This is a genomic window from Nocardia sp. JCM 38205 (genome assembly GCF_058222935.1).
Genome location: NZ_JBYHFL010000002.1, coordinates 447,282 through 474,254 on the forward strand (window position 1 = coordinate 447,282; position 26,973 = coordinate 474,254).

The window sequence follows — 26,973 nt, forward strand, 5'->3', positions numbered from 1 at the left end:
GCGCTCGGCCTATCGGGGTCGGTGTCGGGAGTTCGCGCAGCTGATCGTTGCGGTCGTATCGTTGCCGGTCGGCAGTTCGGTGCTGTGTCGTGCGGCGGGTCGCCAACGCTGTGGGCGGCGATCGTACGACTTCCGGAGGATGCCGGGGGCGCCGGAATCGGGGATCGCCCCGATGCCGGAACGGGCGGTTTCTCGGTAACCTCGGACCCATGGGCGGCCCCGATTCGGTTTCATCAGGTATCGGCTCCGGCGGGCCGGTAGGCGATCGTGACCTGCGGGTCTCCGATGCCGAACGAGAACACGTCGGCGAGCTGCTGCAACGTGCCGTCGGGCTGGGAATGCTGTCGCTGGGGGAGTTCACCGAGCGGATGGATACGGCGCTGGCCGCCAAGACCCGCGGCGAGCTGAACTCCGTGCTCATCGATCTGCCCGGCGTCCGACTGGTCGGGCAGCCCGCAGCACCGTCCACCGCCTTTGTGAACGCGCCACGGCCGCTGACAGGGCCGTCGACGCCGCACCTCGCGCCCATGCCGCAGCATCCTGGCAACGTCATCCGCGGCAGGCTCGCCACACTCAGCCGGCGCGGCCCCTGGCAGGTGGCGCCCGTGCTGCACACCAATAACGTGCTCTCCTCGGTCACTCTGGATTTCACCGAGGCGATCATGTCCACCCAGGTGGTGGAACTGCACGTCGACGACTACGCCACCGGCCTGACCCTGATCGTGCCCAGCGAGGCCACCGTCGACCTCAACGGCCTCGATCTGGTGGGTTCCAGCGCCAACAACAAGGTCCGCACCGGCCCACCCATCGGCCGCCTGCACCTGATCGTGCACGGCCGCACCCGCTTCGGCTCCGTCACCGCCAAGCACCCGTTCATGTCGAACTGGCGCAAGCTCATGGGGTTCTGAGGGCCCGCCGCGCTCCTGAACAGCCCCGCGCACGGCCTGAATGCGATTGCCGGCGCGGTGCTCGGCCCTGCGAACGAGGCGGGCGGAGACAGCGTCCGATGACGTAGACCTACCGCCGGCCGGGGCCACGCGGCTGATGCTGCGGGACGCCTGGGACAGTCGAACGCGACAGCTGGCCGGTCCGTAGCCCCGGTGGGTCGGCCATCGAACGCCCGCAGCGCCTTTACCAGCGGATTCGCGTAGATATTCGTCTGTTGCCGGGTGTTTCTACTCATGTGTTCCATACCCGTCGAACTCAGCATTGGAAGCATGAGTACAGCTATTGATCCGGTGCTGATCTCGCGGTTGTCGGGAGAGTTCGAGACGCTCGGCGATCAGATGTGGGCGTTGGGGCGTGACCTGGAACTGCTGCGGTGTCAGGTCGCGTCGGAGCGGGCGGACAGTGCGGCCGGGGAGCCCGCCACCGGCTCATCCGTGCCTGACGCCGGGCTCTCCGCAAAGCACCCGGTGGCCGGCACGCCACAGCCGGGTGTCGGCCGGCGGCAGTCGGGTGCCGGTCAGGTGTCGCCGGGTGTCGTTGAGCCGTCGGCGGGCGTCGGGCGCGCACGATCGACCGCCGATGAGGCAGGATCGGACGCCGTCGAACATGCCAGGCCGGGCGTTGACCAGGCGCGATCGGGTGACGTCGAGCCGTCGGCGGGCGTCGAGGGCGCTAGGCCGGGCGTTGCCGAGACACAGTCGGGCGTTGCCGAGACACAGTCCGGCGTAGACGAGGCGCGGGCGGGCGTCGAGGAGGCGGAGGCGGGCGCTGGCCGGGAACGGTCGAATGCCGACCGGCCGTCATCTGGCCGCGACCACGCTCAGCCGGGCGCCGACCGGACGCCTACTGCTGCGGGTACTTCACAACCGGGTGCGACCGAGCCATCGCGCGCGCCCGGGTCGCCGGGTGCGCCCGTACCCCCGGACGCGCCCGCGTTCCCCGGGCCGGGCGCCTCCCAGCCGCAGGCGGGCTCCGCGGCGCACCAGGGTGCGGTGCCGGGGCGCGGCACCTTTGCGACTCCCGGCCCTTATGGGCCGCAGGCGGGTGGGTATCCGTACCCGGCCGGACGTTTCGCGCAGCCGGGTGGTTGGGCGCCGCGTGGCACCGGGATTCCGTATGGGGTTCCGCCGGGAGGGCGGGGCTGGGGTGTGCCGGCGGGGCAGGCGTGGCGTCCTCCGCAGGCGCCGAAGCGGACGCCGTGGTGGCAGCAGGAGGGCGTGATCAGCCGGGTGCTTGCGGTGGCCGGGGTCGGGGTGACCCTCATCGGGGTGGTGATGCTGCTGGTGCTGGCGGCGCAGGCCGGGTTCTTCGGGCCGGTGCCCCGGGTGGCGGCCGGAGTGGCGTTCTCCGCGGCGCTGGTGGGGGCTGGGGTGCGGGTGTACGCGCGCAGTGGCGGGCAGGTCGGCGGAATCGCCTTGGCGGCCACCGGTATTGCGGGCGGCTATCTGAATGTGGTCGGGGTGACCACGGTGTACGAGTGGTTGCCGCCGGTGGTGGGGCTGGCACTGGCGTCGGCTGTCGCGGCGGGCGGGGTGTGGCTGGCGGTGCGGTGGAATTCGCAGACTCTCGCGGTGCTTGTGGTGGCCGGCGCGGCGGTGTTGTCGCCAGTGCTGACCGTGGAACTGGCCTTGCTCGGATTCCTGATCGTGTTGCAAGCCGCGTGTGTGCCGGTGCAATTGGCGCGCAACTGGCCGATTCTGCACGTCATCCGGACCGCGCCCGCGGTGCTGGCCACGCTGGCCGCGATCGCCGTCGCCACCTTCGACAACCCGGAGCGGGCCCGGCTGTACTGGCTGCTCACGGCGGCGGTCGCGATCGCCGCCGTCGGGTTGGTCGGCACCGTACTCGCGGTGCGCGAGCGCTCCGGCGACATCACCGCGACGGTCACCCTCGCCATCGCGGCGATTCCGCTGCTGGCAGCGCCGGTGATGTTCGAACGCCGCACCTCGGTGTTCGCTGCCGCGGTGTTCGCCGCGGTACTGCTCGGTCTGGCGGCGACCGCGATTGCGCCGAATCAGCGGCTGCGCCGGTTCATTCCGCCGCATACCGCGATCGCTGCGGCCGTCGCCGGATCGTTCGCTCTGCTCGAGGCGTGCCTGGGGGTGACCGATGTGCAGACCCTGCCGGTCGCGCTGTTGCTGGTCGCGCTCGGCTTCCTCGCCGTGGCCGGGCAACTGCGGAACCCGGTGGCCGCCGGTATCGGTGTGATGTTCGCGGCGCTCGGTGCGCTGGTCTTCCTGGACAGCGCCTCCCCGGAAACCCTTGCCGTGCAGCGTTTCGCCGAACAGCAGCTGGACATCGCGACGCTACTGGCGGCCCTGCTCGCCCTCGCCGTCGTGCCGGCGGGCGTGTGGGCGGTGCGCAGGCTGCCCGGTATCGGCGGTGATATCGCCGACGTGGTCCTCTGGGTCGCCGCGAGCCTGTGCGGGCTGTACGCGGTGACGGTGGCGACGGTGTCCATCGGTGTGGCCTCCGGCGCGTCCGACGGCTTCCTCATCGGCCACAGCGCCGCCACCATCGCCTGGATGGTCGCCGCCACCGCCGCGCTGCTGTACGGCCTGCGCAAACTGGCGGGCTCGCCTGCGGTGGCCAAGCTGGCCCTCGGCTCCGGCCTGCTGGTCACCGCTGCCGCCCTGGCCAAACTGTTCCTGTTCGACCTTGCCACGCTCGACGGCCTGGTGCGGGTGGCCGCCTTCCTCATCGTCGGGGTGCTGCTCCTGCTGGCAGGCACCCGCTACGCTCGCGCCTTCGCCGACGCGAGCAGCGAGAACCCGCCGACGTCGTAGGGCAGGTAGACGGGAGCCCGGCAGCCGCACGGCCGCGGGTCTGCGACTACTCGCTCTCGCGCCGCCGCAGCAGCTCGTTCACGCTGACCGTGCGCCCATCACCGGAATGGTGCCGCCCCTGGTCCGGCGGCGGAGTGCGGCGACGGGAGGAGCGGAGTTCCGCCATCCAGTTCTCGATGCTGCTACGGCTGTCGTCGCCGGGTTCGGCTTCGGCCGCCTGCGTCGAATCCGATGGCTGCGCAGGCACTTCCGTCGTCTCGGACTCATCGGGCGCCGGTGCCGGACCCGCGGAAGCACCCGGCGTGGAGACACGGGGCAGCAGCGGACGCGGTGTCGCATGCGGTTGCGGTGCGGGCGCGGATTCGCCCTCCGGCGCGGAACCGGGCAGCGGAGGCAGCCGGTCGGGTGCGGGCTGTCCGGGTGCCGGCACCCGGTAGAACGCGGTTGCCGTCGCGTCCCCCGGCGCCTGCTCCGCGCGATGGGAGGGCGCGGGGTCGGCCTGCCTGCCGGTCGGTTCGGCAGTTCCGTTGGACGTGGCGCGACCCTGTTCGGCACCGAACGGATCGTGGTGCGGCCGAGCGGATTCCGTCGCGGCGGGAGTCTCGCCGAATGGCGCGAACGGCTGCTCGGGCGGATGTGGACGCGGCCGGGTCGGATCGGCGGGGCCGAAGTGCCCGCCGAAAGCGGATGGGCCCGCAGCGGATTCGGGCGAATGGTTCGGGCCCGCATCGGCGGACCGGCCCGGCGCCGATTCCGGGGAGCTCGGCGTGCCCGAACCTCCGATGACACCGGATTCCGACCCCGAAGCGACGTCACCGGCTGCCCCGGGGGCGACCCCGCGCGGCGGCCGGACGCGCTCGGACCCGCGCGGCTGCGGGGAATCCGGCGCCAACCGCAAGGTCGAACCGCCGGCCTCGCCCGCATCGGACTCCGGCTCCGGCGGCGTCGCGTGCGCCGCCCGCGGCCTGGTCGGATCCGGCGGCACCGGCATCGGAATGTGCTGGGTCGACGACGCGCCCCGCGGCCGGTTCGGTTCCGGCGGAAGGGCATCCAGGCGCTGCGTCGGCGCCTCGGCCTCGATCTCCTCCACCGTGCGCGGACGCCGCGGCGTCTTACGCTGCTGGCTTTCCGGCATGGCGGGCATCTGCATGGTCACCGGGTCGGTGATCGGCGTGGTCTTCACCAGGTCGACGACCTCGCCGCGGGTGGGCCGTTCGTCGTCGAGGATCGGTTCACCGAGCCCGATCTTCTGCTGAATGCGCTTCATCCAGGCCGGTGCCCACCAGCAGTCGTCGCCGAGCAGCTTCATGGTGGCAGGCACCAGCAGCATGCGCAGGATGGTGGCGTCGATGAACAGCGCCGCGATCATGCCGTAGGCGATGTACTGCATCATCACCAGATCGGAGAACGCGAACGCGCCGGTCACCACCAGCAGGATCAACGCGGCCGCGGTGATGATGCGGCCGGTGTGCGCGGTACCGATGCGCACCGCCTCGGTGGTGGAGGCGCCCTGTGCGCGCGCTTCCACCATGCGAGATATCAGGAACACCTCGTAGTCGGTGGACAAGCCGTAGACCACGGCGATGATCAGCACCAGCACCGGCGACATGATCGGCTGCGGCGTGAAATTCAGCAGATCGGCGCCGTGGCCGTCGACGAAGATCCAGGTCAGGATGCCGAGCGTGGAGCCGAGGCCGAGCGCGCTCATCAATGCCGCCTTGATCGGCAGCACCAGTGAGCCGAAGGTCAAGAACATCAGCACCGTGGTCACGAACAGCACCAGCGCGATCATCAGCGGCATGCGATCGATCAGCGCATCGATACTGTCCATGGTGAACGCGGGTTGCCCGCCGACCAGCAGCCGGACGTCGTCGGGAACCTCCATCGCCCGCAGGTATTCGATGGTCGGCCGGTAGTCCTCGGAGTCGATCAGCGTCGCCGTGGTCCGGTAGACGTCGGTGCGCTCGGTGGAGCGCGACGGCACCTCGAACTTGCCCGCCAGGCCCGGCGCCTCGCTGGCCTGCTTCCAGACCTTGCCGACCGAAGTGCTGTTGTCGGAGACCATGATCAGCTGCACCGGATCGGATTTGCGCAGCGGGAAGATCTCGTCGAAGTTCTGCTGCGCCATCCGGGTGGGGTTGTCCGGCGGCAGATATCGCTCGTTGATGCCGCCGAACTGCAGGTTCTTCACCGGGATGATCAGCAGCAGCAACAGGATGGTGATCGGGATGGCGATCTTGAGCGGATGCTTCATCACCCAGCGGGTGGAGCGACCCCAGAAACCGTTCTCGACTTCCTCGGCGGTCTTGGTCTTGCGGAACCACTTGAGCCCGAACTTGTCCACCCGCGGACCCAGAATGCCGAGCATGGCGGGCAACAGCGTGATCGAGGTGAGTGCGGCCAGCGAAACCGTGGCGATGGTGCCGTAGGCCACCGATTTCAGGAAGCCCTGCGGGAACAGCAGCATGCCGCCGAGGCTGGCGATGATCATGGTCGCGGAGAACACCACGGTGCGCCCGGCCGTCATCACCGAACGCCGGACCGCGGCCGGGGTGTCGTAACCCTCGGCGAGTTCTTCCCGGAACCGGCTGACGATGAACAGGCCGTAGTCGATCGCGAGACCGAGGCCGATCATCGACACGACGTTGGAGACGAAGGAGTTGACGTCGGTGAAGTTCGTCAACGCCATCACGATGCCGTTGGCGCCGATCACCGTCAGACCGCCGACGATCAACGGCAGCGAGGCGGCCACCACGCCGCCGAAGATGAAGAACAGCAGGATCGCCACGGCCGGAATGGCCAGGACCTCCATGCGTTTGGAGTCGCTGGCGATGGTGTCGTTGAGGGTGCCCGCCACCGCCTGCAGGCCGGCGACCTGCACGTCGACGCCGTCGATATAGAAGGCGTCCTTCACCGCACGGAAGTTGCGCACCATATCGGTGTCGTTGTCGCCGACGATGGCGATGGAGGCGAAGGTGTGTTTACCGTCTTTGGAGCCGAACAGACTCGGTTGCGCCGGACCGGTTTCGGTGGCCCAGTAGGCGCCGTTGACCTTGGCGATCTGCTCGGGATGTTCGCGCGGCAGCCGGTTCAGGCTGTCGATGATCTTGCTGCTGAACTCCGGGTCCTGGATGGTTTTGCCCTCGGGCGCGGTGTACAGCACGATCACGTCGCTGGTGTGATCGCGGCCGTAGGCCGAGTCGGAAATCCGCGCCGCCTCGGCCGATTCCGAGGTGGGGTCGTCCCATCCGCTGTTGCTCAAATGGTCGCCGAGCCCGAGACCGTAGCCGCCGAGAGCCAGCAATGCGGCCACGACGACGCCGATGACGGCGAAACGTAGTCGGTAGACCAGATCGCCCCAGCGGGTGAACACTAAGCGACTCCTTGTGCGGGGCGAGAGGTGAGCAGCGCCGACAGCGGCCGGAACGGCTGCAGCCAGGCACCCTCGTCGGGCAGCGAGTCGAGGCTAACCCGTGGCAGCGGTTCACGGAACACGCCGGGAATGTCCTCGAGATCGACGAACTCGAGGGTATCGGATGTGACCGCCCAGCTCGCGTGCTCGCGGAAGCCGAGTACCTGAACGGGCACGCCGTCGGCGGCGATCTGTTCGAGCGGCTCACGGAAGGCCTGCCCGTCGGCCGAGGCGACCATGATGCCGGCCAGCCCTGCGCCGCGGCGGCGCATCGCGATATGGGCGAGCATATCGGCGTCGACATCGGAATCTTCGTCGATCTTGGGTTTGGCGAAGACGGCGTAACCGACGTTGCGCAGCGCCTCCACCCACGGCCGCACCACATCCGCGGTGCCCGGCGCGATATTGGTGAACACCGTCGCCTCGGGTTCCACCCGCTGTCCGGCGCCGACCGACAGTTCCGCGGTGCGCGAGAGCAGCCAGCGGCCGAGGGCGTCGAAACGCGGACGGTAGGCGGCGGTGGGCCTGCCGCCGAGGATGGCGCCGAGACCCATGTCCAGATTGGGGGCGTCCCAGACCAACAGCACTCGGCGGATATCGGCGGTGTCGGCGCCGCGCACCTCGCCGGCAACCTCGTCCGCGGCCGCTGCCATCTCACTGACGCTCATCATTCGATCTTCCCCCATATGAACTCGGTGATGGCGCTACCGGCGCGATGGGCCTTGCCCTCGAACTTGGTGACCGGGCGTTCGAAACCGATCGGCGCGCTGTCGCGATGCTCGGCGCTGACCCCGCCGGTGGTCTCGTTCAAGCCGGTCAGCAGGGGTTCGGCGGCGCCGACCTCGGCGATGTGCTCGGCGTAACCCGCGTGATCGGTCGCGACGTGCAGCACACCGCCCGGCTTCAACCGATTGGCGATGAGCGCGAGCGTGGCGGGCTGCAACAGCCTGCGCTTGTGATGGCGGGCCTTGGGCCATGGATCGGGGAAGAACACGCGCACGCCGGTCAGCGACTCTTCGGCAATCATGTTCTCCAGCACATCAACGGCATCGCCGCGCAGCAGCCGGATGTTTCCGATCTGCTCGCGTTCGATGGCCTGCACCAGCTGGGCCAGGCCCGGCTGGTAGACCTCGATGCCGATCAGATTCAGGTGCGGTTCGGCCTGTGCCATGGCGGCGGTCGCGGTGCCGGTGCCACAGCCGATCTCGATGACCAGCGGGGCCGAGCGGCCGAACCAGGCGTCGGCATCCAGCGGTTCGTCGGCCACGTCGCGACCGATCAGCGGCCAGGTGCGATCCCAGGATTTCTGCTGGTTGGGAGTGAGAGCACCGCGGCGGGACCGGAAACTGGTCACCCGTGGATACAGGCGGGACCCGGTCTTCGACCGCCGGCCTGCCTCAGCCGGAGCCGATGCTGTGGACGGTGGGACCGGAACTGACTCGTCTGTATGGTTCGCGGCGTCGTTCACACCTCCATTGTCCAGCATCGGGTGTTCTACGGCGCAGGCGACCGCGTGGTTATCGGGTCGCGCGCCCGGTAAACCCGCGTTGACCGGCTCGGGCGGGCCGGGCCGAATCGGCCGGGCCCGGCTCAACCGCCTGCGGCCATCGGCCCGGATTCAGGCCGCTTTCGCCTGTGCGACCTCGGTCACCGGCGGCTGCGGCGCGCGCAGCGGACGCCCGAACGCGACCAGCACCGCTGTGCGCGCCATTTCCAGCAGCCCGCGCACACCCACCGGCGAGGCCAGCACCGACCAGACCGTGGCGTCGCGCGCCTCGGTGACGGGCTTGCCCGCCAGCCGCGCGTCGAGCCAGTCCAGGGTGATCGGGGTGGCCAGCGGCAGCAGCGAGAAATGCTCGCTGAGCCGGTCGCGCACATAGGTGACGTCGGCGCCGCCCTTGCGGTAGCGGTGCACCTGGCCGTCGATGCCGTCCATGTGGATCACCTGGTCGTGCACCGGCTGCACCACCAGCACCGGGCATTTCGGCGCCGTGTTGCCCAGCCGCAGATCGTCGAGCATGGCCTGCATCTCCGGCGCGGCCAGGATCTCGTCGAGCGGACGCGGCAGGTAGTCGTCCATCTTCTTGTTGGCGAGGCCGAGCACGGCCGCGAGCGTGGTCGAGCGTTCGGCGCGGGCGACCAGCTTGTGGCCGTCCGGGGTGAGTTCGTTCTGGATGATCGCGCCGAGCGCCGGATATATCCGGCGCAATGCCGCGATCACGATGGCGGGCAGGCCCGCGAAGTAGCCGCCGTTGAGCCGTTGGAAAACCTGACCGGGATCGCCCACCGGGGCGCCGAGCACCGCACCGGCGATATCGAGTTCGGGTGCGTAGGTCGGCGCCATCTCCACCAGCCAGGAACTGGCCATACCGCCGCCGGAATAGCCCCACGCCGCGATTCGGGTGTCCGGGCCGAGGCCGAGCGGCGCGAAGGCGAGGGCGGCGCGGATGCCGTCGAGGGCGCGGTAGCCGGGTTCGCGGGGCGCGCCGAAATTGCCGCGCGGCCCCTCGTGGTCGGCGATGCTGACCGCCCAGCCGCGCCGCAGCGCGTTCGCCACCAGCAGCCATTCCAGCTGGGTGATCGATCCGAGCGCATGTGCGCCACGGCGCAGGGCATAGGACGGCGAACACCGTTCCGAGACCGCGTCCATCGCGGACTGAAAGGCCAGCAACGGGCGGGATTCGGCCGGTTCGGCGCCGTGTGGCAACAGCACGGTGGTGACCGCGGCCTCGGGAGTGCCGTGCAGATCGCAGCTGCGGTAGAGCAGCTGCCAGGCCGAAACCTTTTGCGGCACCACGCCGAACAGCGCCACCTCGACCTCGCGGCTGCGCAGAATGGTGCCCGCGGGCTGGTCGGCGAATCCGGGCGGCGGGCGGTGGAACGGGTCACGGCTCGGCAGCAGCGCCGGCTTGTCCGCGGCACCGATGGTCGTCGTGGGGGCGGCCTGCGGCCGCTTCGCCCTGTCGCGAGTCATCGCAACCTCCTCGTCGAGGCCCGATGCACGATCTCGGGCGCTTCCAGCGGCGTCTCGCCGCCGCGCGGTCCGGCGCCGCGCGTGTGCCGCCCGCTCGTCGTGAACGAAAAGTCAAGCTACGCACCGACTGTGGTGCCGACCGTCCGGTCAGGGTAAGTTACCCGGCATTCGCCGGGCCAGCCCCCGGCGGATCGTACGGCACAGTGTGGCCGAGCCCATTACGCTTCCTGCCATGGGTGGTCCGACCGTTTTCATCACTGGCGCTGCCGCGGGCATCGGCCGCGCCACGGCGCTGCTTTTCGCTGCCCAGGGCTATCGCGTCGGCGCCTACGACGTCGACGAGGTCGGGCTGACGCGGCTCGCGGCCGATATCGGCCAAGCGGGCGGCAGCGTGCGCACCGGACTACTCGATGTGACAGACACCACAGCATGGTCCGAGCGGCTCGCCGAGTTCTGGGACGACGCCGGACGACTGGACATCCTGATCAACAACGCAGGCATTCTGCGCGCCGGGCCGTTCGAATCGATCGACCTCGCCCAGCATCAGACCATCGTCGATGTGAATCTCGGCGGCGTCATCAACGGCACCCACCTGGCGTTCCGCTATCTGCGCGACACTCCGGGCGCCCAGGTGGTGAACCTCTGCTCGGCTTCGGCGATCTACGGCCAGCCCGAACTCGCCAGCTACGGCGCCACCAAATCCGCGGTCAAAAGCCTGACCGAGGCGCTGGATCTGGAATGGGCACACCACGACATCCGGGTGATCGCGATCTGGCCGCTGTTCGTGGCCACCGCGATGGTCGAGGGCGTCAACACCAAATCCACTCGCTCCCTCGGCGTGCGGCTGACCGCCGACGACGTCGCCGCAGGCATCTGGTCGGCCACCAGGAAGCAGGGCAGGCTGCCGCGGGTGCACTACGAGATCGGCGCGCAGGCGAAACTGCTCGCCACCGCGGCGAAATACGCACCCAATTGGGCGGTGCGCACGGTGAACAAATACGTCAGCGGTTCGTGAACCGGCCCGCACCGGCCCTGGCCCCGACTTCTGAGACAATGCCCGCAGAACTCGACAGGGGGGTGCGCACCGATGCCGAACGCCGCCGGACCGGATGGAACCATGCTCGACCGACGTGAGCACACGCGTGAGCGCGATCAACTCGACGAACTGCTCGACGTCCTGCGCCAGGGCCAGGGCAACGACCCGCAGATCGGCTACCACGCCGGGCTCGCGGTGGAGCGCTGGCGGATGCCGCCGCGCATCCAGGTCACCGGCCGGGCGCACACCGGCCGCACTACCGTGCTGCACGCGCTGGCGCTGATGTCGGCAGTGGAGACCGGCCCGGTGGATGAACCCGGCCTGCCGGATCCGGTGCTCGACGGCGACATCATCGTCTACGTGCTCGCCGCCGCGCCAGGCCCGGCCGATGCGCGCATCATCGGCTCGCTGCCGCCGGACCGGACCATCGTCGTGCTCAACAAGGCCGACGCGGTCGGCGCCCGATGGGCCGATGCCGTCCTCGCCGCCGAACAGTACGGCCGCGAGCTCGGCCGCCAGGTGTTGCCCGTTGTCGCCTCGCTCGCGGTGCGCACCAGGGCCGGCGCCGTCACCGAGGCCGATCTGGCGACGCTGCGCAGGCATGCGGGCAATACCGATCCGGCCTTCACGCTCTCGCCGGACCTGTTCACCGCGCCCAGTGCCGGCCCCGACGTCGCCGAGCGGACCCAGCTGTTGCAGCGCTGGGATCTGTACGGGGTCAACTGCGCGCTCACCGTGGTCCGGCATCAGCCGGAGATCACCGGCCAGGCGCTGTTGCAGATCTTGCACGCCGCCAGCGCCGTCGATCCACTGCACAAGCTGCTGCACCGCCGCTACGAGCAGGTCTCGGCCCAGCGCGGCGGCGAGCTGCTCGACGAACTCACCCGGCTGGCCGCGCGCGCCGTCCCCGGTGACGGCGGCCGCGCACGTGACGTCCTCGAGGACTACCTCTACGGCGACGATGCCCTGTGGACCGGTCTGTGTGCGGGCCTTGCCCATCCGTCGGTCGCGCATCTGGCCGCCGGCTATCCCTCGCCCGCGCCCGCCGACGCCGACGACGCCCTCGACCGGGCCGCGCGCTGGCGTTCGCTGGTCTCCAGCGATATGCCGCCGGCGGCTCGCCGCGCCGCGGTGCGGGTGCACAACGGCTACGTCCGGCTATGGGAGCGAATGAGCAGTGCCGGTCTCTGATCCCCCGGAACACCCCTCGCGCACCGATTCCGCCGCGTCGATCGCCGCGTTGCCCGCGGCGCTGGAAGCGGTGGTGCAGCGATGGAATCCGCAGGGGATGGCGTTGCTGCGTGCCGTCAGCGGCAACGGCAACGCCTCCGGTGTGGTGCTGATCGGGCCCGATGACGCCAACACCACACTGCTCAGGACCGAACTGGCCCGCTTCGAACCGCATGTCGATCTGACCGATCCGGTCGCCGACGCCCGCGCCGCCGTCGAGACCACCTCACCGTCGGGTGACGCGCCCGCCGCGGTGGCGCTGATCCTGCTCGACGCGGGCACCACCCTCGGCGCCGGTGTCCTCGACATGGTGCGCGGGCTCCGCGCCGGCGGCACCAGGGTGCTGCTGGCCATGAACGGCATCCACGCTCATCAGGATTGGCGCGCGGTGCGCGAACGCGATCTGGCGCTGCTGGCGGGCGAGGGCATCACCGATATCGATATCGTCCCGGTCTCGGCCCGCCTCGCGGTGGCCGCGCGCTCCTCCGGCGATACCGCCCTGCTGGATCGTTCCGGGCTGGCCGCGCTGCACGCGGAGCTCACCGCGGCCACCCTCGGCGCCGCCGGTGACGGCGCGGACCGGCTGGCCGCCGTGCGCACCAGGGTGCTCACCGACACCAGGGCCCGCATCGTCGAACAGGTCGCCGCGCTGCGCGCGGGTACCGCGGCGATGCGGTTGCGGGAAGAACGTGCCACCTTGCTCGCCGGCCGCGACGGCGGCAGGGCCGCGGCCATGTCCAACCTGCGCAGCCAGCTGCACCTGGCCCGGCTGGATCTGATGACCGAGGTGGGCGCCAGGGTGCGGGCCCTGCACACCGCGGCGCGGGCCGAACTCGACCGGCTCGGCCGCTCCGATATCGGCGACTATCCGGACCGGCTGCAACAAGCGGTGACCGAACTGGCCGCCGCCGTCGACGTCGATATCGAGCACCGGCTCGCGGAACTGGCCTCACGCGTCGGCGGCCCCGATCCGGGCCCGGCGCGTCGCGATCCGCCGCCGCGAGTGGGCCCGGATCCCGAGCCGCGGCAGCGGGGTGTCGAAGATCACCTCATGATCGCGCTCGGCGCGTCGGCCGGTGTCGGCCTCGGCCGACTGGTGGTCTCGCCGTTCAGTCTGGTGCCCGCGCTGGATGTGGCGAGCGTTCCGGTGACGCTGCTGCTCGGCGCAGGCGTGGCCGCCTGGGTGGTGCGAGCGCGCGGCCAGCTCGCCGATCGCAATCACCTCCGGCAGTGGGTCGCCGATGCCCTCGTGAATGTAAAAGCCCAGCTCGAGCAGCGGGTCGGCACGGCAATGGTGGAGGCCGAATCGCAGTTGTCGGAGCGGGTGGTGCGGGCGAGCACCGAACGCATGGTGGAGGTGGACCGTAAGGCCGCCGAGCTGGAGGCCCGGCTGCGCCGCTATATCGCCGAACAACCCGGTCAGCTCGCGGCCTGTGAACGCGATATCGAGAGCATCGATCACTGGATGGCGTCGGCCGGACGTGGGACGAATGATCGGCAATGATCGGGGGTACCTATGAGGAACCCGATTCCGTACGGTTCGTCATATCGCGTTAACCTCTAGACAGGAACCTGGGCGTCCGCTTCGCCCTGTGCGCTGTCCAGCCGGCCGGCGCGATCGACGGGCTGTAGCGGGTGCCATCCAGCCAATGGTGGCGCTCGGTGGTTCGGGGCTGGTCACGCGCCGATTGGGCCAGGATCGAAACACCGCAGAACCGCCCATCTCAGGAGAGTTTTCATGACCTCAGCGACCATTCCTGGTCTTCGTGGATCCGACGGCAAAGCGCCGACCGAACACAGCGAACTGCTCACCTGGGTACAGGAAGTCGCCGAGCTGACTCAGCCTGATCGGGTGGTCTGGGCCGACGGTTCCGACGCCGAATGGGACCGTCTGACCACCCAGCTGGTCGAGGCGGGCACGTTCAAGAAGCTCGACGAGAAGAAGAAGCCCAACTCCTTCCTCGCGCTGTCCGACCCCTCCGACGTCGCGCGCGTGGAATCGCGCACCTACATCTGTTCCAAGACCGAGGCCGACGCGGGCCCGACCAACAACTGGGTCGACCCCACCGAGATGCGCGCCACCATGACCGAGCTGTACCGCGGCTCGATGAAGGGCCGCACCATGTACGTGGTGCCGTTCTGCATGGGCCCGCTCGGTGCCGAGGACCCCAAGCTGGGTGTGGAGATCACCGACTCGGAGTACGTGGTCGTCTCCATGCGGGTGATGACCCGGATGGGTGCCGCCGCGCTCGAGAAGCTGGGCACCGACCGCCCGTTCGTGAAGGCGCTGCACAGCGTCGGCGCGCCGCTGGCCGAGGGCCAGCAAGACGTGCCGTGGCCGTGCAACGACACCAAATACATCACCCACTTCCCCGAGGACCGCGAGATCTGGTCCTACGGCTCCGGCTACGGCGGCAACGCGCTGCTCGGCAAGAAGTGCTACTCGCTGCGCATCGCCTCGGCGATGGCGCACGACGAGGGCTGGCTGGCCGAGCACATGCTGATCCTCAAGCTGATCTCCCCGGAGAACAAGGCCTACTACATCGCCGCCGCGTTCCCCAGCGCCTGCGGTAAGACCAACCTCGCGATGATCCAGCCGACCATCCCCGGCTGGCGCGCGGAGACCCTCGGCGACGACATCGCCTGGATGCGTTTCGGCAAGGACGGCCGCCTCTACGCGGTGAACCCGGAGTTCGGTTTCTTCGGCGTCGCGCCCGGCACCAACCACAGCTCCAACCCCAACGCCATGGCCACCATGGACGCGGGCAACACCGTCTACACCAACGTCGCGCTGACCGACGACAACGACGTGTGGTGGGAAGGCCTGGAGGGCGAGCCCGATCACCTGATCGACTGGAAGGGCAACGACTGGTACCTGCGGGAGACCGAAACCCTCGCCGCCCACCCGAACTCGCGCTACTGCACCCCGATGTCGCAGTGCCCGATTCTGGCGCCGGAATGGGACGACCCGCAGGGTGTGCCGATCTCGGCGATCCTGTTCGGCGGCCGCCGCAAGACCACCGTCCCGCTGGTGACCGAGTCCTTCGACTGGCAGCACGGCGTTTTCATGGGCGCCACCCTGTCCTCGGAGCAGACCGCCGCCGCCGAGGGCAAGGTCGGCACCGTGCGCCGCGACCCGATGGCCATGCTGCCGTTCATGGGCTACCACGTCGGTGACTACCTGAACCACTGGATCAACGTCGGCAAGAACGCCGACGCGGCCAAGCTGCCGAAGATCTTCTACGTCAACTGGTTCCGTCGCGGCGACGACGGCCGCTTCCTGTGGCCCGGATTCGGCGAGAACTCCCGTGTGCTGGAGTGGATCGTCAACCGGATCGAGGGCAAGGCCGAGGCCGAGGGCACCGCGATCGGCAACGTCCCGACCGCCGCCCAGATGGATCTGGAGGGCCTCGACGTCGATCCCGCCGACGTCGACGAGGCGCTGAAGGTCGACGCCGAGGAGTGGAAGAAGGAGATCCCGCTCATCGAAGAGTGGTTCGAATTCATCGGCGACAAGCTGCCGTCCGGTGTCCGCGACGAGTTCGAGGCCCTCAAGCAGCGCCTGGGCTGAAACTTGCGGCGCCGCCTGCGGCGTCGCGTGTTCACGGCCCCCGGATGTCTCGCGTCCGCGCCACCGCTGCTTGCCTTCGGCGTACGCAGCGGCGGCGCAGGCGCGAGACGGGCCGCGAACTCTTGGGCTCGGTCTCGCTTCGCTCGAAAATGGGGGTGTGACCGGCCATAGGTTTCGACGCATGCCGTTGTTGTTTGGCGCGACGCGCGATGGGTACCTGTCCGTTGTGCCGAGTTGAGCCTGTTGTGTGGCTTATGCTTTGCGTGTTCTTCCGTCTCACGACAGCACAGTTCGACTAGTCAACTGATCGACTGAACTGCTTCCCCGATCCGCTCGTGGCGCGGGAGAACCGCCGCCGACGACGCGATCGCCGCGCGAGAGGGTGTGGAGCATGGCCGATGGGTACACCGGAACTCCGGTAGCCGAACTACCGACAGCGGCATTGCCGCACGCGAGCACACCGTTGCACCGGGCGGCGCGCCGGCTGCAATCGGTCCTGCCGCCAGGGTGGTGCGTCGAGGTTGTCGACCCGCCCGCATCCACGGATGATCCGCAATCGATTCTGCGCGTGATCCAGCCTCCGGAGTGATGGGCATTCGCCCGGGCTCCGGAGGCTGATCCGTATAGCGTTCGTTGCCGGCCGCGGCCGGACTCGGTTGCGCTGCTAGCCGGTCCAGCCGAGCGGCATCAGCACCGACTTCTGCTCGCAGTACGCGTCGACCCCCTCGGGGCCGTTCTCCCGGCCGAGGCCGGAATTCTTGTAACCGCCGAACGGCGCGGTGGGATCGAACGCGTACCAGTTGATCGCGTACGTGCCGGTACGCACCCGCGCCGCGATCTCGGCGCCGTGCTCCACATCGCTGGTCCACACCGAGCCGGCCAGGCCGTAATCGGAATCGTTGGCCAGCGCGACGGCCTCGTCTTCGGTGCCGTACGGAATCACCGAAAGTACCGGCCCGAAAATCTCTTCCCGCGCGATCGTCGACGTGTTGTCGACGTCGGCGAAGATGGTCGGCTCCACGAACCAGCCCTTGTCCAGCCCCTCGGGCCTGCCGCCGCCGAGCACCAGACGCGCACCCTCGGCCTTGCCCTTGGCGATATAGCCCTCGACGCGTTCGCGCTGGCGCTGCGAGATCAGCGGGCCGAGCTGGGTGGCCGGATCGGTCGGATCGCCGACGGTCATGGTGCGCACATGCGCGACCAGTGCGTCGATGATCTCGTCATAGTGGCTGCGCGGGGCCAGGATTCGGGTCTGCGCGACACAACCCTGGCCGGTGTTCATCAGCCCGGAGAACGCGAGCGAGGGGATGCTCGCGGCAATGTCCATGTCCGGCAACAGGATTGCCGCCGATTTGCCGCCGAGTTCCAGCGAGACCGTCTTCAGCTGCCCGGTGGCGATGGCACCGATCTTGCGGCCGACGGCGGTACTGCCGGTGAAGGTCAGCTTGTCCACACCCGGATGCGACACCAGGTATTCCGAGGCCTCGGCCTCGGCCGGGAGCACCGACAGCACACCTTCGGGCAGGCCGGCCTCGGCGAAGATCTCGGCCACCTTGTTGGTGGTCAGCGGCGTCAGCGGGGAGGGCTTGAGCACAACGGTGCAGCCGGCGAGCAGCGCCGGGCCCAGCTTGTTGACCGCGAGGAACAGCGGCACGTTCCAGGCGGTGATGGCCGCGACCACGCCGCGCGGTTCCCTGGAGACCCGGGTGGTGCCGAAGACGCCGGTGCGCGTCTCGTTCCAGGGGAACGATTTGGCCAGGCCCGCGTAGTAGTCCAGGGCGGCCACGGCCGGGATCTGGTTGAGCGTGGTCGCCGCCATCAGCGGGGCGCCCATCTCGGCGGTGAGGGTGGCGGCCAGGTCGGCGCCGCGTTCCTCGATCAGGCGGGCCGCGCGGCTGAGCACCTGGGCCCGTTCCTCCGGCGGCGTCGACGGCCACGGACCCGAATCGAAGGCGGCGCGGGCCGCGGCGACCGCGGCGTCGACGTCGGCCCGGTCGACGGCGGGAACGCTGCCGACCGGCTCCTCGGTGGCCGGGGAGATGACCTGGATGCGCTCGGTGGTGGCGGGCGCGGTCCAGCGGCCGCCGATGAACAGGCTGTCGTAATCCATGAGAACACGTTACAGTTTTGTCGCCCCATTGTCTGTAACAGGTTTCAGTTCGATCTTGGCGCACTGCCATGAGCTGCGCGAATTCCGACCTGTCGGTTCGCTTTTCGTCAGAACGCACTATTGCGTTCTGTTGCTGGACAGTGGATGCTGTAGCTACTGATCAGCTCGCTCGACCCATCGAACCGATACCGCAATTGGGGAGTCCGATTCATGGCGGTGCAAGTGATCGGCCGGTCGTTGATGACCAGCGACCAGACCGAGCATCAAGCTAAGAGCGTTGGCAGCGGCGGCTGGGTAGTGTCGTTCCTACCCGGCCGCACCTTGACCATGGAGCAGGCAACCGCCGCCATGCAGGCCGCGGAGGCGGTCGCCATGGTCGGCACACTGGCCGATCTGGTCGGGTTGACCACGCTGGAGACCGTCGGCCTCGCCATGCGGGAATCTCCCTGGCAGGAAGCTCGGCACGGCACCAGGGCCCGGCGCCCGGCGCTGTGGGCGCGCTGACAAGCGATCGTTCGTTCCGCCGTTCGAGGGCGATGTTCAGTCCGGTTTGACCGCGACGACGACAAGGTTGCTGACCAGTAACTCGCGCAACCACGGAACACGAACCAGCCACCAGGCCCACCGCGGGTGATAGCGCGGAAACACCGCGAACACCTGCGCGGGCGTCCGCTGCGCCCACCGCAAACCGTCGGCGGCGCGCACGGCGAACATCGACCGGCCGAACCTGTTCTTGGGTTCGCGGCCGTGCTTGCGCACATACCGGCGCGCGGCGTACTCCCCGCCCAGGTAGTGCCACGGACCGGTCTCGTGCCCGCCGAACGGGCCGTGCCACACCGTGTAGGACAGCACGATCACCCCGCCCGGCCTGGTCACCCGCACCATCTCGTCGGCCATCAGCCACGGATCCGGCACGTGCTCGGCGACATTCGAGGAAAAGCAGATATCGACCGCGCCGTCGCGGAACGGCAGCGCCATCCCGGAACCGCGCACCGCGCCCGGCACCGTCAGCCCGGCCGCGTGCAGCTCCGAGGGGTCCGGCTCCACCGGGATGTACCTGGCACCGGTGCGGGCGAACTCGTCGGCGAAATAGCCGGGACCGCCACCCACATCGATAATGGTTGCGCCCGCCAGCTCCCTTCCGGTCACATCGGCATAGAAATCGCCGATCATGGCGGCGCTGTCGGTGGCGAGCCCGCCGTAGAAGACCGCGGGCTCGGTCTGCTCGAAGCGGAAACTGCTCAGCAGCCGGATCGAACGGCGCAAGGTGGCGCGCTCGGCGAACCGCGGGCGGCGCCGGTCGGCCCGCGCGGCTGTGGGCACGGTCGGGCGTCCCGGGCGCATCCGGGCCTGCGGGGACCACCGAGTCGTTCTTTCGGCTCTGAGCACGGCGCCGAGTCTCGCACAATCGGCCGCGTCGCCCGGTCGCGGCCGGGTCGGCAGCCGGTCAGGACCGGGATCGGACCACACCCGGAAGCCGTCCACTAGGGTGTACGACGATATCCGACGTTCCCGACGGGGACCCGACGACCGGAGAAGCTCGACCGTGCGCGAAGTCCTACTGCTCTGCTGGCGCGACACGGGGCATCCGCAGGGCGGCGGCAGCGAACGCTACCTCGAGCAGGTCGGCGCCCACCTCGCCGCCCGCGGCGTCAAGGTCACCCTGCGCACCGCCCGCTACCCCGGCGCGGCCCGCAGGGAAACCGTCGACGGCATCGACATCAGCCGGGCGGGCGGGCGCTACTCGGTGTATCCGCGCGCGCTCGCCGCCATCGCCCTCGGGCGCCTCGGCCTCGGGCCGTTGCGTGGCATCCGGCCCGACGCGGTGATCGACACCCAGAATGGGATTCCCTTCTTCGCCCGCGCCGCGAGCAAGGCGCCCTCGGTGGTGCTGGTGCATCACGGGCATCGCGAGCAGTGGCCCGTCGCGGGCCGGCTGGTCGGCCGGATCGGCTGGTGGATCGAATCGCGGCTCTCGCCCCGAGTGCACCGCGACAATCAATACCTGACGGTTTCGCTGCCGTCGGCAGAGGAATTGACAACTCTCGGCGTCGACGGATCGCGCATTGCGGTGGTGCGCAACGGCGCTGAACCTGTTCCAGTCGACGCCCCCACCGGCGCCGCCGAAACCCGCACCGCCGAGCCCAGAGTGGTGGTGCTGTCACGGCTGGTGCCGCACAAGCAGATCGAGGACGCACTCGCCGCCGTCGCGCAACTGCGCGGCCGGATCCCGGGCGTACAGCTCGACGTCATCGGTGACGGCTGGTGGGCCGACAACCTGAAATCGGTCGCGGCACAGCTGGGCATCGCCGACGCGGTCACCTTCCACGGGCACGTCGACGAACGCCGCAAACACGAACTGCTCGCCAGGTCATGGGTGCACGTAATGCCCTCGCGCAAGGAAGGCTGGGGCCTCGCGGTGATCGAGGCCGCCCAGCACGGCGTGCCGACCGTCGGTTACCGATCCTCGCGCGGGCTCACCGATTCCATCGTCGACGGCGTCACCGGTGTCCTCGTCGACGACGTCGACCAGCTCGCGGCATCGGTCGCCGAACTTCTCGACGATGCCGCCGCCCGCACCATCATGGGTGAGAAGGCGCGGGCGCGGGCGCGGGAGTTCTCTTGGGAGAGCACGGCTTCCGGGGTGTATCAAGTGCTGTCCGCGGTGGCAGACGGGCGCAAGGTCTCCGGGCTGATTCCGCCCGTCTGATGCGAGACCGGTGCCCGCGGACGCAGCGGTGATCCGAACGGACGTCGGCACGTTCGGTTCGGCGCCGTGCGCGTCGTCGATACGGCTGCAGCGCGCGGGCCGGGCGGTGAGTTGGCCGGCCGTCAGATATTCAACGGCGCGGCGCCCGTAGGCGGATCGTGAGCAGGGGCGCGAACAGCAGCGTTGCCCAGAGTATGTGTGCGCCGATCACCAACTCGCGGTGTTCGGACGTGCGGTCGGCGATGACGCCGGGTACGCGATAGAGCGCGAGGTCAGGCGTGCTCAGCACGGGTTCCAGGTGCGCCAGCGTCGTTTTCGCCTCGCCTGTCGGGCCGGGTGTGCGGTGTTCGACCAGCACCCAGCCGACGCCGAGCGCCGCGAGTTCCTCGGGTGAGCCACCTTCCAGCAGCAAGTTCTCCACCTGCCGAGCGCGTGCGCCCTCGCCGGAGACCGTCTGCCCGCGCACCGGCAGTTCGCCGGTCTGCAACACATCGTTTGGCAGCATGCGCGGCGCCGGGTCGAGCACCGGCGCGGTGCCGCTGTACGGGAACCGGCGGAACATGCCGCCAGGCAAGACGGCCACGTCCCCCGGGCCATCGACTCGTTCCGCGGCCTCCTGCCAGGCCGCCGGATACCTCACCGCCCGCAGCTCGCCGCCGACACCCCAGGCCAGGTCTATGAGCGGGAGGATCAGGGCCGCGATGAACAGGGCAGCGATCGCGGTGAGCGCGGGGCGGGTCTCGGACGGTGCAGGGTTCGCAGCGGCATCGTTCGGCTCTGCTGGTGCTGCCGGCCCGGGGACCGGGTCTGGGCCGCCTCGCGTGTGCGCCGGTGCGGCGGAAGCCGAATCGGCCGAACCTGGTTCGCCGTCCGTATCGCCGACAGTGGACGCCGGTTCCGGGCCGGTGGCCTTCGCGCCACCCAGTCGGGGTGCGAGGGCCACGCAGCCGGCCGCGGCGCACAGGGCGTAGGCGGGCATCGCGAGGGCGACGTATTTCTGGGTGTCGCGCAGGAGTCCCGCGCCGGGCACCTCGACGACCAGCCATTCGAGAACATCCATCCCCCACGCGGTGGCGGCCAGGGCGGGCAGCAGCACCGCCGCGACCGCCAGACCGAGCAGCCTGCGGCCGGTGCGTGCGCTCGGGGTGGGCGGCGATCCGGTGCGGCGAAGCGAACCGCCGGCCACAGCCCGCACCCCGAAGGCCACCAGAACCAGCAGGATCGCGGTGCCGAGGACGGCGAGCGGTGTGGTGCGCGACCAGGGGACCGCGTCGGCGTTCCAGATGCCGCCGAGCCCGGCGAGGCTGCCGAGCGTGCCGAGGCCCGGTTCGGCGCGGGCGGCGAAGGCGGCGATACCGGCGGGGTCCGAGGGTTCGGTGCCGGCACCGGAGGCGACCGTGGCGACGAGCCAGGGCGCGGAGGCGGCCGCGAGCAGTAGCAGGACGCCGGGGAAATTGCGGCGTCCGGCGATGAGCAGGCCGACGATGCCGGCGAGCAGGGCGCCCGTCGGCGTCAGCCCGGCGGCCGCGAAACATGCGGCCAACGCGGCCCAGTCGCGGAACCCGGAGCCGCGGGTCGGCGCGGCGGCCGTGGGATCGGTCGAACGGTCCGTGTGGGCGCGGTCCGTGGATCGGCCGTCGTTTCGCCTGCCGGCCCGACAGCGCAGCCGATGGGCCGCGAGCGCCGTCCACGGCAGTGCCGCGTATCCCGTGAGCAGGCTCCAATGGCCCTGCAGGAGCCGTTCGGCGACAAAGGGATTCCAGATCGCTACGGTGACGGCCACCAGCTGCGCCGCGAGCGGAACCCGCAGCAACTCACGCGCCAGCACGGCCGCGCCGTACCCCGCTGCCCACAGCGCGGCCAGCAGGATCGCCTTCACGACAAGTCCGCCGTCCGCCACCGTCGACAGGGCTGCCAGCAGCGCATCCTGCGGGACGGCACGCGGTGCCGCATCACCCAATCCGAGTGCGGCATCGGTGAGATAGGACCGCGGCGTGCTCACCGCATCCCGCAACAGCAGATAGCCGGGCGCGAGCAATGGCCCGGCGACGACCAGCGTCAGCAGCGCGCTGTACACCGCGGGAACGACCGCCGCCCATCGGCCGCCACGGCTCCGAGCACGCGCACTCACGATCGAGGGTCCTCGGCCGGTTGACGGGCGGCGGTAGAGAGCACCAGCACCGCGACGATGACGGTGGTGGTGCCGGCCACGCCCGCGGCGGTGATGATGAGCGCGGGGACGGTGCGGGCGAAGGCAAGCATGAGGACGACCTCGAGGGCGAGGCCGAGCCAGGTGAGGCCGGCCAGGGCGGTGCGGTCGACCGCGATGGCCGACAGCAGCGCACCTTGCAGCACCGCGAGAACGGCGCCGTGCAGGGCGAACAACCACAGCAACCCCTGAATCGGCGCATAGTCCTCACCGGCGAACAACGGCGCGAGCGGGGCTGCCACCGCCGCGCCGAGCACCGCGAGGACGCCGATGCCCGACAGCACCGCCAGCGCTGAGCGGATCGCGCTCGCCGAGTGCCCGGGCTGGGCCATCCGTGGATACAGCACCATGCCGACGGCGGCGGGCAGCCAGAAGGCGATCTTGGTGGCCATGGTGGCCAGCGCGTACCGGCTGGCGTCGTCTTCGTTCAGCACGATGCGCACCACGATCAGATCCGCCGACGACAACGCCATCAACGCCGCCTGCACCTGCGCGGCCCGCACCACCGCGATCACGCCCGCGAACCCGGCGTTCGGGACCGGGGCGTCGAGATCCAGCGCCGCGCCGTCGAGTGCGGCGGGCGGCTCACCGTGTTCCGGCGCGACCGCCGGCTCCGCCGCAGGCCCGGCCACATACCGCGCGAAGAACGCCGCACCCGCGATGCCGAGCGCCGCCGCCCACAATGCGGGCCCGGCACCCATTCCCAGCGCGAGGACCACGATCGCGGGCAGCACCCGCGCCACTCCGGCCGCGCCGAGCACCACGGCCAGTCCGCGAAACCGCCTGCCGCCCTGGAGAACGCCCTGCTCACCGGACAGCATCACCAGCGCGGGCGCGGCCATCAGCGCCGCCGCACAGGCCACCGGGCTCACCTCGAGCACCACGGTCACCACCGGGATCAATGCCGCTGCCACCGCCGCGACGATCACCGCGCACCGCCACTGCAACCCGCGCAGCGCTGTCACGCTCGCCCCGCGCACCAGTTCCCTGGCGACCACGTTCTGCAAGGCGAGCGCGGGCACCGCGCACAGCAGCTGCACCGCGAGCAGGCTGGCGAATTCGCTGTACCCGGCAACGCCGAGCCAGCGCCCGGCCAGCAGCTGGAGCAGATACCCGGCCACATTGGCCGTCATCGCGCCCGCCGTCACCAAGCTCAGATCCGCCACGACGGGTAGGCGACGAACAGCAGGCACGCCCGCCATCGTCGCACCCCTGGCCCCGGCCGCGCCCTTCCGCCCCCGATGCCGCGCCGAGGTCTCCCGAGAACGCCCACCGCGCGCACGGATCGGAGGCACTCTGCGTCCTCCGGGCAGAAGCGGCGGGGACCGCTCCGCACACAAAAAAACTCGGCTCCCCTGGCGTGATGCCGGGGGAGCCGAGTCGATCAGTGCGTGTTACCGCGAGCGATCAGGGCTTCTCGGGAAGCTTGATCGTCTCGGTCGGCGCGTCCGCGTCACCACGGCGCGGGCTCGACGGTGCGGTCGGTGCCGCGGGAGCCGGGCGACGCGGCGGCACACCGCCACGGCCGGCCGGAGCGCCGGCGCCACCACCGCGCACACCGAGCACGATGCCGGCGATCAGCGCGATCAGGCCGACGACACCGAGGATGATCGGCACGACGCGACCGAACAGCGACAGCTTGTCGATGTTCTCCTTGGCGACCGACAGCTGCGACTCGATGGTCGGCTCGTCGAAGGTCAGCGTCGCCTTCAGCGCGGTGACCTCGGGCTTGTCGCCGGTGCGGCCGTAGTACATGTGGATGGCCTCTTGGCCGTCGACCACGGTGCCGGTCTCCGGCTCGACGTACAGGTCACGGGTGTTGGTGTACCAGCGGAACATGGTGATGTCGCCTTCACCCTCCACGCCCCACTTGGCGGCGGGCAGGCTGAGCCGGTACGACGGGTTCTTGGTGGCGTCGTACAGGTTGGCCGGCTCGACGACCTGACGGAAGTGGTACACGGTGGTGCCGTTGATCTCGGTCTCCTCGATGAACTTGGCATCGGAGGTGACGCGGGCGGTCCGGTCGAAGTACGGGTAGTCCTTCTTCTCGGTGCCGATCGGGAAGCGGTACTGCAGGCCTTCCCGCTTGAACGGCTCGGCGACGCTCTCGCCTTCCTTGTTCACCGTGGCGGCGATGGACCCGTTGGGGTCCTCGTCCACCGGCTCGCCGGTCTTGCGGTCGATGGTGACCCGGTCGATCTCGGCGGTGAGCAGGCCGGTGTCGCCCTGCTTATCGGTACGCCGGAGCGTGGTACCCGCCTGGACGGTCATCTTCTCCGCGTCCGAGGGTTCCTCGACGGTCACGAATCGCTGGAAGACCAGGGGAACGTTCTGGTCGACCTTTGCCGAGCCCTCGGGGGCCGTCAGCGATTTGGCGTCGAGCACGAGGCTTTCCTGGCCTGGCACATTGGTGGCGATGGTGGTGATCTCGAGGTCGAGGGGAGTCTTCGCCATCTTGCTCAAGGTATAGGTCGGGATCATCAGCGCGGCCACGATGAGCAGCGCGCCGAGGCCTACGAGCAGGCAGGCAACCGTCCTTTTGGTTCCGGCACTCTGTGCCATGCAAAGTCTCCTCGTTGTAGAACACGGGTCGCTCCGTCGGTACTGTGGGCATGCCACAGCACTCGTGAGCCCCGACACTAACAGCCCGGTGATGAACCACGCCGTGCCGAGGCCGGAATCGGACCTAAAATCGCCCGAGTCTAGCGCGAAAAGTGAAATGTCGGATTCTCATGTCGAAATCCGCAGGGCAGACTGGACCCGATGATCGCCACCGCACCCACCACCACGGACGCCCCGGCTCGTCCGCGCGCCTTCCTGCCCGCATTGGAGGGCATGCGCGGTATGGCGGCACTGGGTGTCCTGCTCACCCATGTCGCCTTCCAGACCGCGGCGACCGGGATTCCGGTGCTCGGCCGGGTGCTCGAGCGCTTCGATATGGCGGTGGCGGTGTTCTTCGCGCTGTCGGGGTTCCTGCTGTGGCGCCCGCATGCGGCGGCCGCGCGCGGGCTCGGCACCGCCCCCGGAGTGGGCCGCTACCTGCGCCACCGCGCGGCCCGCATCCTGCCCGCCTACTGGGTGGTGGTGTGCGTGGTGCTGATCTTGCTGCCGAGTGCGGCCGATACCGCGGGTTTCCGGGTGTGGTTGTCGAATCTGCTGCTGTTGCAGGTGTTCATCCCCCTGACGCTGACCGACGGCTTGACCCAGATGTGGAGTCTGTCGGTGGAGGTGGCCTTCTATCTGGTGCTGCCGCTGCTGGCTTTCGCGCTGTCGGGTCTGCGCGGTTCGGCGGCGCTGGCGCGCATTCCGGCGGTGCTCGGGCTGGCGCTGATCAGTCTCGGCTGGAATTTCCTTCCGGTGCCGACTCCGGATGCCATTCACGCCGACAATTGGCTGCCGGGATATCTGCCATGGTTCGCCGCGGGCATGCTGTTGGCCGAAGTGATATTCGATAGTCGGCCGCTATCGCGCTTTCGCCGGGTCGCGGGAAATCAGCCCCTCATGTGGAGCGTGGCGCTGGTCGTCTTCCTGATCTCGGCGACGAACTTCGGCGGCCCCGCCGGGCTCACCCGCGCCGAGCCCTGGCAGTACGCGGCGAAGATGGGTCTGGGCGCGCTGATCGGATTCACCCTGCTCGCGCCGCTGATCCTGCGCGATGCCGAGAAGAAGCCGCATCGATGGCTGGAATCCGCCGCCTGCCAGGCGATCGGCCGCTGGTCCTACGGCATCTTCATCTGGCATCTCGCCGTGCTGTCGATCGTCTTCCCGGTCTTCGGCATCGTGCCGTTCAGCGGTGATTTCCTGCTCGTGCTCACCCTCACCATCGCGATCACCCTGCCCATCTCCGCCGCCAGCTATGCCCTGATCGAAGAGCCGGTGCGCCGTTACGTGCGCCGCCGCGAGCAGCTGGCAGCGGCGCGCAAGGCGGAGCAGACGGCCGACGCGTAGCGGTTACCGACGGCAATCGGCCCATCGCCGCGCCGCCGA

Annotated in this window: 18 protein-coding genes; 9 read left to right on the top strand and 9 right to left on the bottom strand. The window is 69.7% G+C overall.

Annotated features, from left to right (window positions below):
- Positions 1 to 209 precede the first annotated feature (209 nt).
- Both AC4HOU_RS08875 and AC4HOU_RS08880 read left to right on the top strand, forming a co-directional pair.
- The gene (locus AC4HOU_RS08875; RefSeq protein WP_163814479.1) at positions 210 to 908 is read left to right on the top strand and encodes a DUF1707 SHOCT-like domain-containing protein; all 699 of its coding nucleotides are present in this window, start codon (positions 210 to 212) and stop codon (positions 906 to 908) included.
- A gap of 309 nt (positions 909 to 1,217) precedes the next feature.
- Positions 1,218 to 3,734, top strand: a complete 2,517-nt coding sequence (locus AC4HOU_RS08880) for a DUF2339 domain-containing protein (protein WP_490724362.1) — start codon at positions 1,218 to 1,220, stop codon at positions 3,732 to 3,734.
- A gap of 46 nt (positions 3,735 to 3,780) precedes the next feature.
- On the opposite strand, the gene AC4HOU_RS08885 is transcribed toward AC4HOU_RS08880, so the two are convergent.
- The 4 genes from AC4HOU_RS08885 to AC4HOU_RS08900 all read right to left on the bottom strand — a co-directional run bounded on the left by AC4HOU_RS08885 (position 3,781) and on the right by AC4HOU_RS08900 (position 10,120).
- Entirely contained in the window at positions 3,781 to 7,107 is a 3,327-nt protein-coding gene (locus AC4HOU_RS08885) for an MMPL family transporter (RefSeq protein WP_195020264.1), read from the bottom strand.
- Positions 7,107 to 7,814, bottom strand: a complete 708-nt coding sequence (locus AC4HOU_RS08890) for an NYN domain-containing protein (RefSeq protein WP_036541350.1) — start codon at positions 7,812 to 7,814, stop codon at positions 7,107 to 7,109. The genes AC4HOU_RS08885 and AC4HOU_RS08890 overlap by 1 nt, the downstream gene beginning before the upstream one ends.
- Positions 7,814 to 8,632 carry a tRNA (guanosine(46)-N7)-methyltransferase TrmB gene (gene trmB, locus AC4HOU_RS08895; RefSeq protein WP_163814481.1) on the bottom strand — a complete coding sequence of 273 codons (819 nt, stop codon included), beginning with the start codon at positions 8,630 to 8,632 and terminating at the stop codon, positions 7,814 to 7,816. Before trmB ends, AC4HOU_RS08890 begins: the two co-directional genes overlap by 1 nt.
- A 132-nt stretch (positions 8,633 to 8,764) precedes the next feature.
- Positions 8,765 to 10,120 carry a lipase family protein gene (locus tag AC4HOU_RS08900; RefSeq protein ID WP_163814482.1) on the bottom strand — a complete coding sequence of 452 codons (1,356 nt, stop codon included), beginning with the start codon at positions 10,118 to 10,120 and terminating at the stop codon, positions 8,765 to 8,767.
- 232 nt (positions 10,121 to 10,352) lie between these two features.
- Between AC4HOU_RS08900 and AC4HOU_RS08905 the strand changes: the two genes are divergently transcribed.
- The 4 genes from AC4HOU_RS08905 (at position 10,353) to AC4HOU_RS08920 (ending at position 15,957) form a co-directional block, all read left to right on the top strand.
- Positions 10,353 to 11,135, top strand: coding sequence for an SDR family oxidoreductase (locus AC4HOU_RS08905; protein WP_195020263.1), 783 nt, complete (start codon positions 10,353 to 10,355; stop codon positions 11,133 to 11,135).
- A gap of 102 nt (positions 11,136 to 11,237) precedes the next feature.
- Complete coding sequence (locus tag AC4HOU_RS08910) at positions 11,238 to 12,347, top strand: hypothetical protein (RefSeq protein ID WP_195020262.1); 1,110 nt, start codon at positions 11,238 to 11,240, stop codon at positions 12,345 to 12,347.
- Entirely contained in the window at positions 12,334 to 13,890 is a 1,557-nt protein-coding gene (locus AC4HOU_RS08915) for a hypothetical protein (protein ID WP_195020261.1), read from the top strand. Before AC4HOU_RS08910 ends, AC4HOU_RS08915 begins: the two co-directional genes overlap by 14 nt.
- A gap of 234 nt (positions 13,891 to 14,124) precedes the next feature.
- Positions 14,125 to 15,957: a phosphoenolpyruvate carboxykinase (GTP) gene (locus tag AC4HOU_RS08920; protein ID WP_163814486.1), complete on the top strand. Its 1,833-nt coding sequence runs from the start codon at positions 14,125 to 14,127 to the stop codon at positions 15,955 to 15,957.
- Between the two features lie 664 nt (positions 15,958 to 16,621).
- Here AC4HOU_RS08920 and AC4HOU_RS08925 read toward each other — a convergent pair.
- Positions 16,622 to 18,067 (bottom strand): aldehyde dehydrogenase, encoded by a 1,446-nt coding sequence (locus tag AC4HOU_RS08925; RefSeq protein WP_163814487.1) that lies wholly within the window; start codon positions 18,065 to 18,067, stop codon positions 16,622 to 16,624.
- A gap of 210 nt (positions 18,068 to 18,277) precedes the next feature.
- Here AC4HOU_RS08925 and AC4HOU_RS08930 point away from each other — a divergent pair, with 210 nt between their 5' ends.
- On the top strand, positions 18,278 to 18,571 hold the full coding sequence (locus tag AC4HOU_RS08930; protein ID WP_163814488.1) for a hypothetical protein: 294 nt from the start codon (positions 18,278 to 18,280) through the stop codon (positions 18,569 to 18,571).
- Between the two features lie 36 nt (positions 18,572 to 18,607).
- On the opposite strand, the gene AC4HOU_RS08935 is transcribed toward AC4HOU_RS08930, so the two are convergent.
- Positions 18,608 to 19,411, bottom strand: coding sequence for a class I SAM-dependent methyltransferase (locus tag AC4HOU_RS08935; protein WP_195020260.1), 804 nt, complete (start codon positions 19,409 to 19,411; stop codon positions 18,608 to 18,610).
- Between the two features lie 202 nt (positions 19,412 to 19,613).
- Between AC4HOU_RS08935 and AC4HOU_RS08940 the strand changes: the two genes are divergently transcribed.
- Entirely contained in the window at positions 19,614 to 20,777 is a 1,164-nt protein-coding gene (locus tag AC4HOU_RS08940; protein WP_163814489.1) for a glycosyltransferase family 4 protein, read from the top strand.
- Positions 20,778 to 20,907: 130 nt separating this feature from the next.
- Here the strand turns inward: AC4HOU_RS08940 and AC4HOU_RS08945 are convergent, their stop codons facing one another.
- The 3 genes from AC4HOU_RS08945 to pgfA all read right to left on the bottom strand — a co-directional run bounded on the left by AC4HOU_RS08945 (position 20,908) and on the right by pgfA (position 25,548).
- Positions 20,908 to 22,908, bottom strand: a complete 2,001-nt coding sequence (locus AC4HOU_RS08945) for a hypothetical protein (RefSeq protein WP_195020259.1) — start codon at positions 22,906 to 22,908, stop codon at positions 20,908 to 20,910.
- Entirely contained in the window at positions 22,905 to 24,188 is a 1,284-nt protein-coding gene (locus tag AC4HOU_RS08950; protein ID WP_195020258.1) for a polysaccharide biosynthesis protein, read from the bottom strand. Before AC4HOU_RS08950 ends, AC4HOU_RS08945 begins: the two co-directional genes overlap by 4 nt.
- 205 nt (positions 24,189 to 24,393) lie before the next feature.
- Entirely contained in the window at positions 24,394 to 25,548 is a 1,155-nt protein-coding gene (pgfA, locus tag AC4HOU_RS08955) for a cell envelope lipid trafficking protein PgfA (RefSeq protein WP_163814491.1), read from the bottom strand.
- Positions 25,549 to 25,749: 201 nt separating this feature from the next.
- On the opposite strand from pgfA, the gene AC4HOU_RS08960 reads away from it, so the two are divergent.
- Positions 25,750 to 26,934: an acyltransferase family protein gene (locus AC4HOU_RS08960; RefSeq protein ID WP_195020257.1), complete on the top strand. Its 1,185-nt coding sequence runs from the start codon at positions 25,750 to 25,752 to the stop codon at positions 26,932 to 26,934.
- The last annotated feature ends 39 nt before the right edge of the window (positions 26,935 to 26,973 follow it).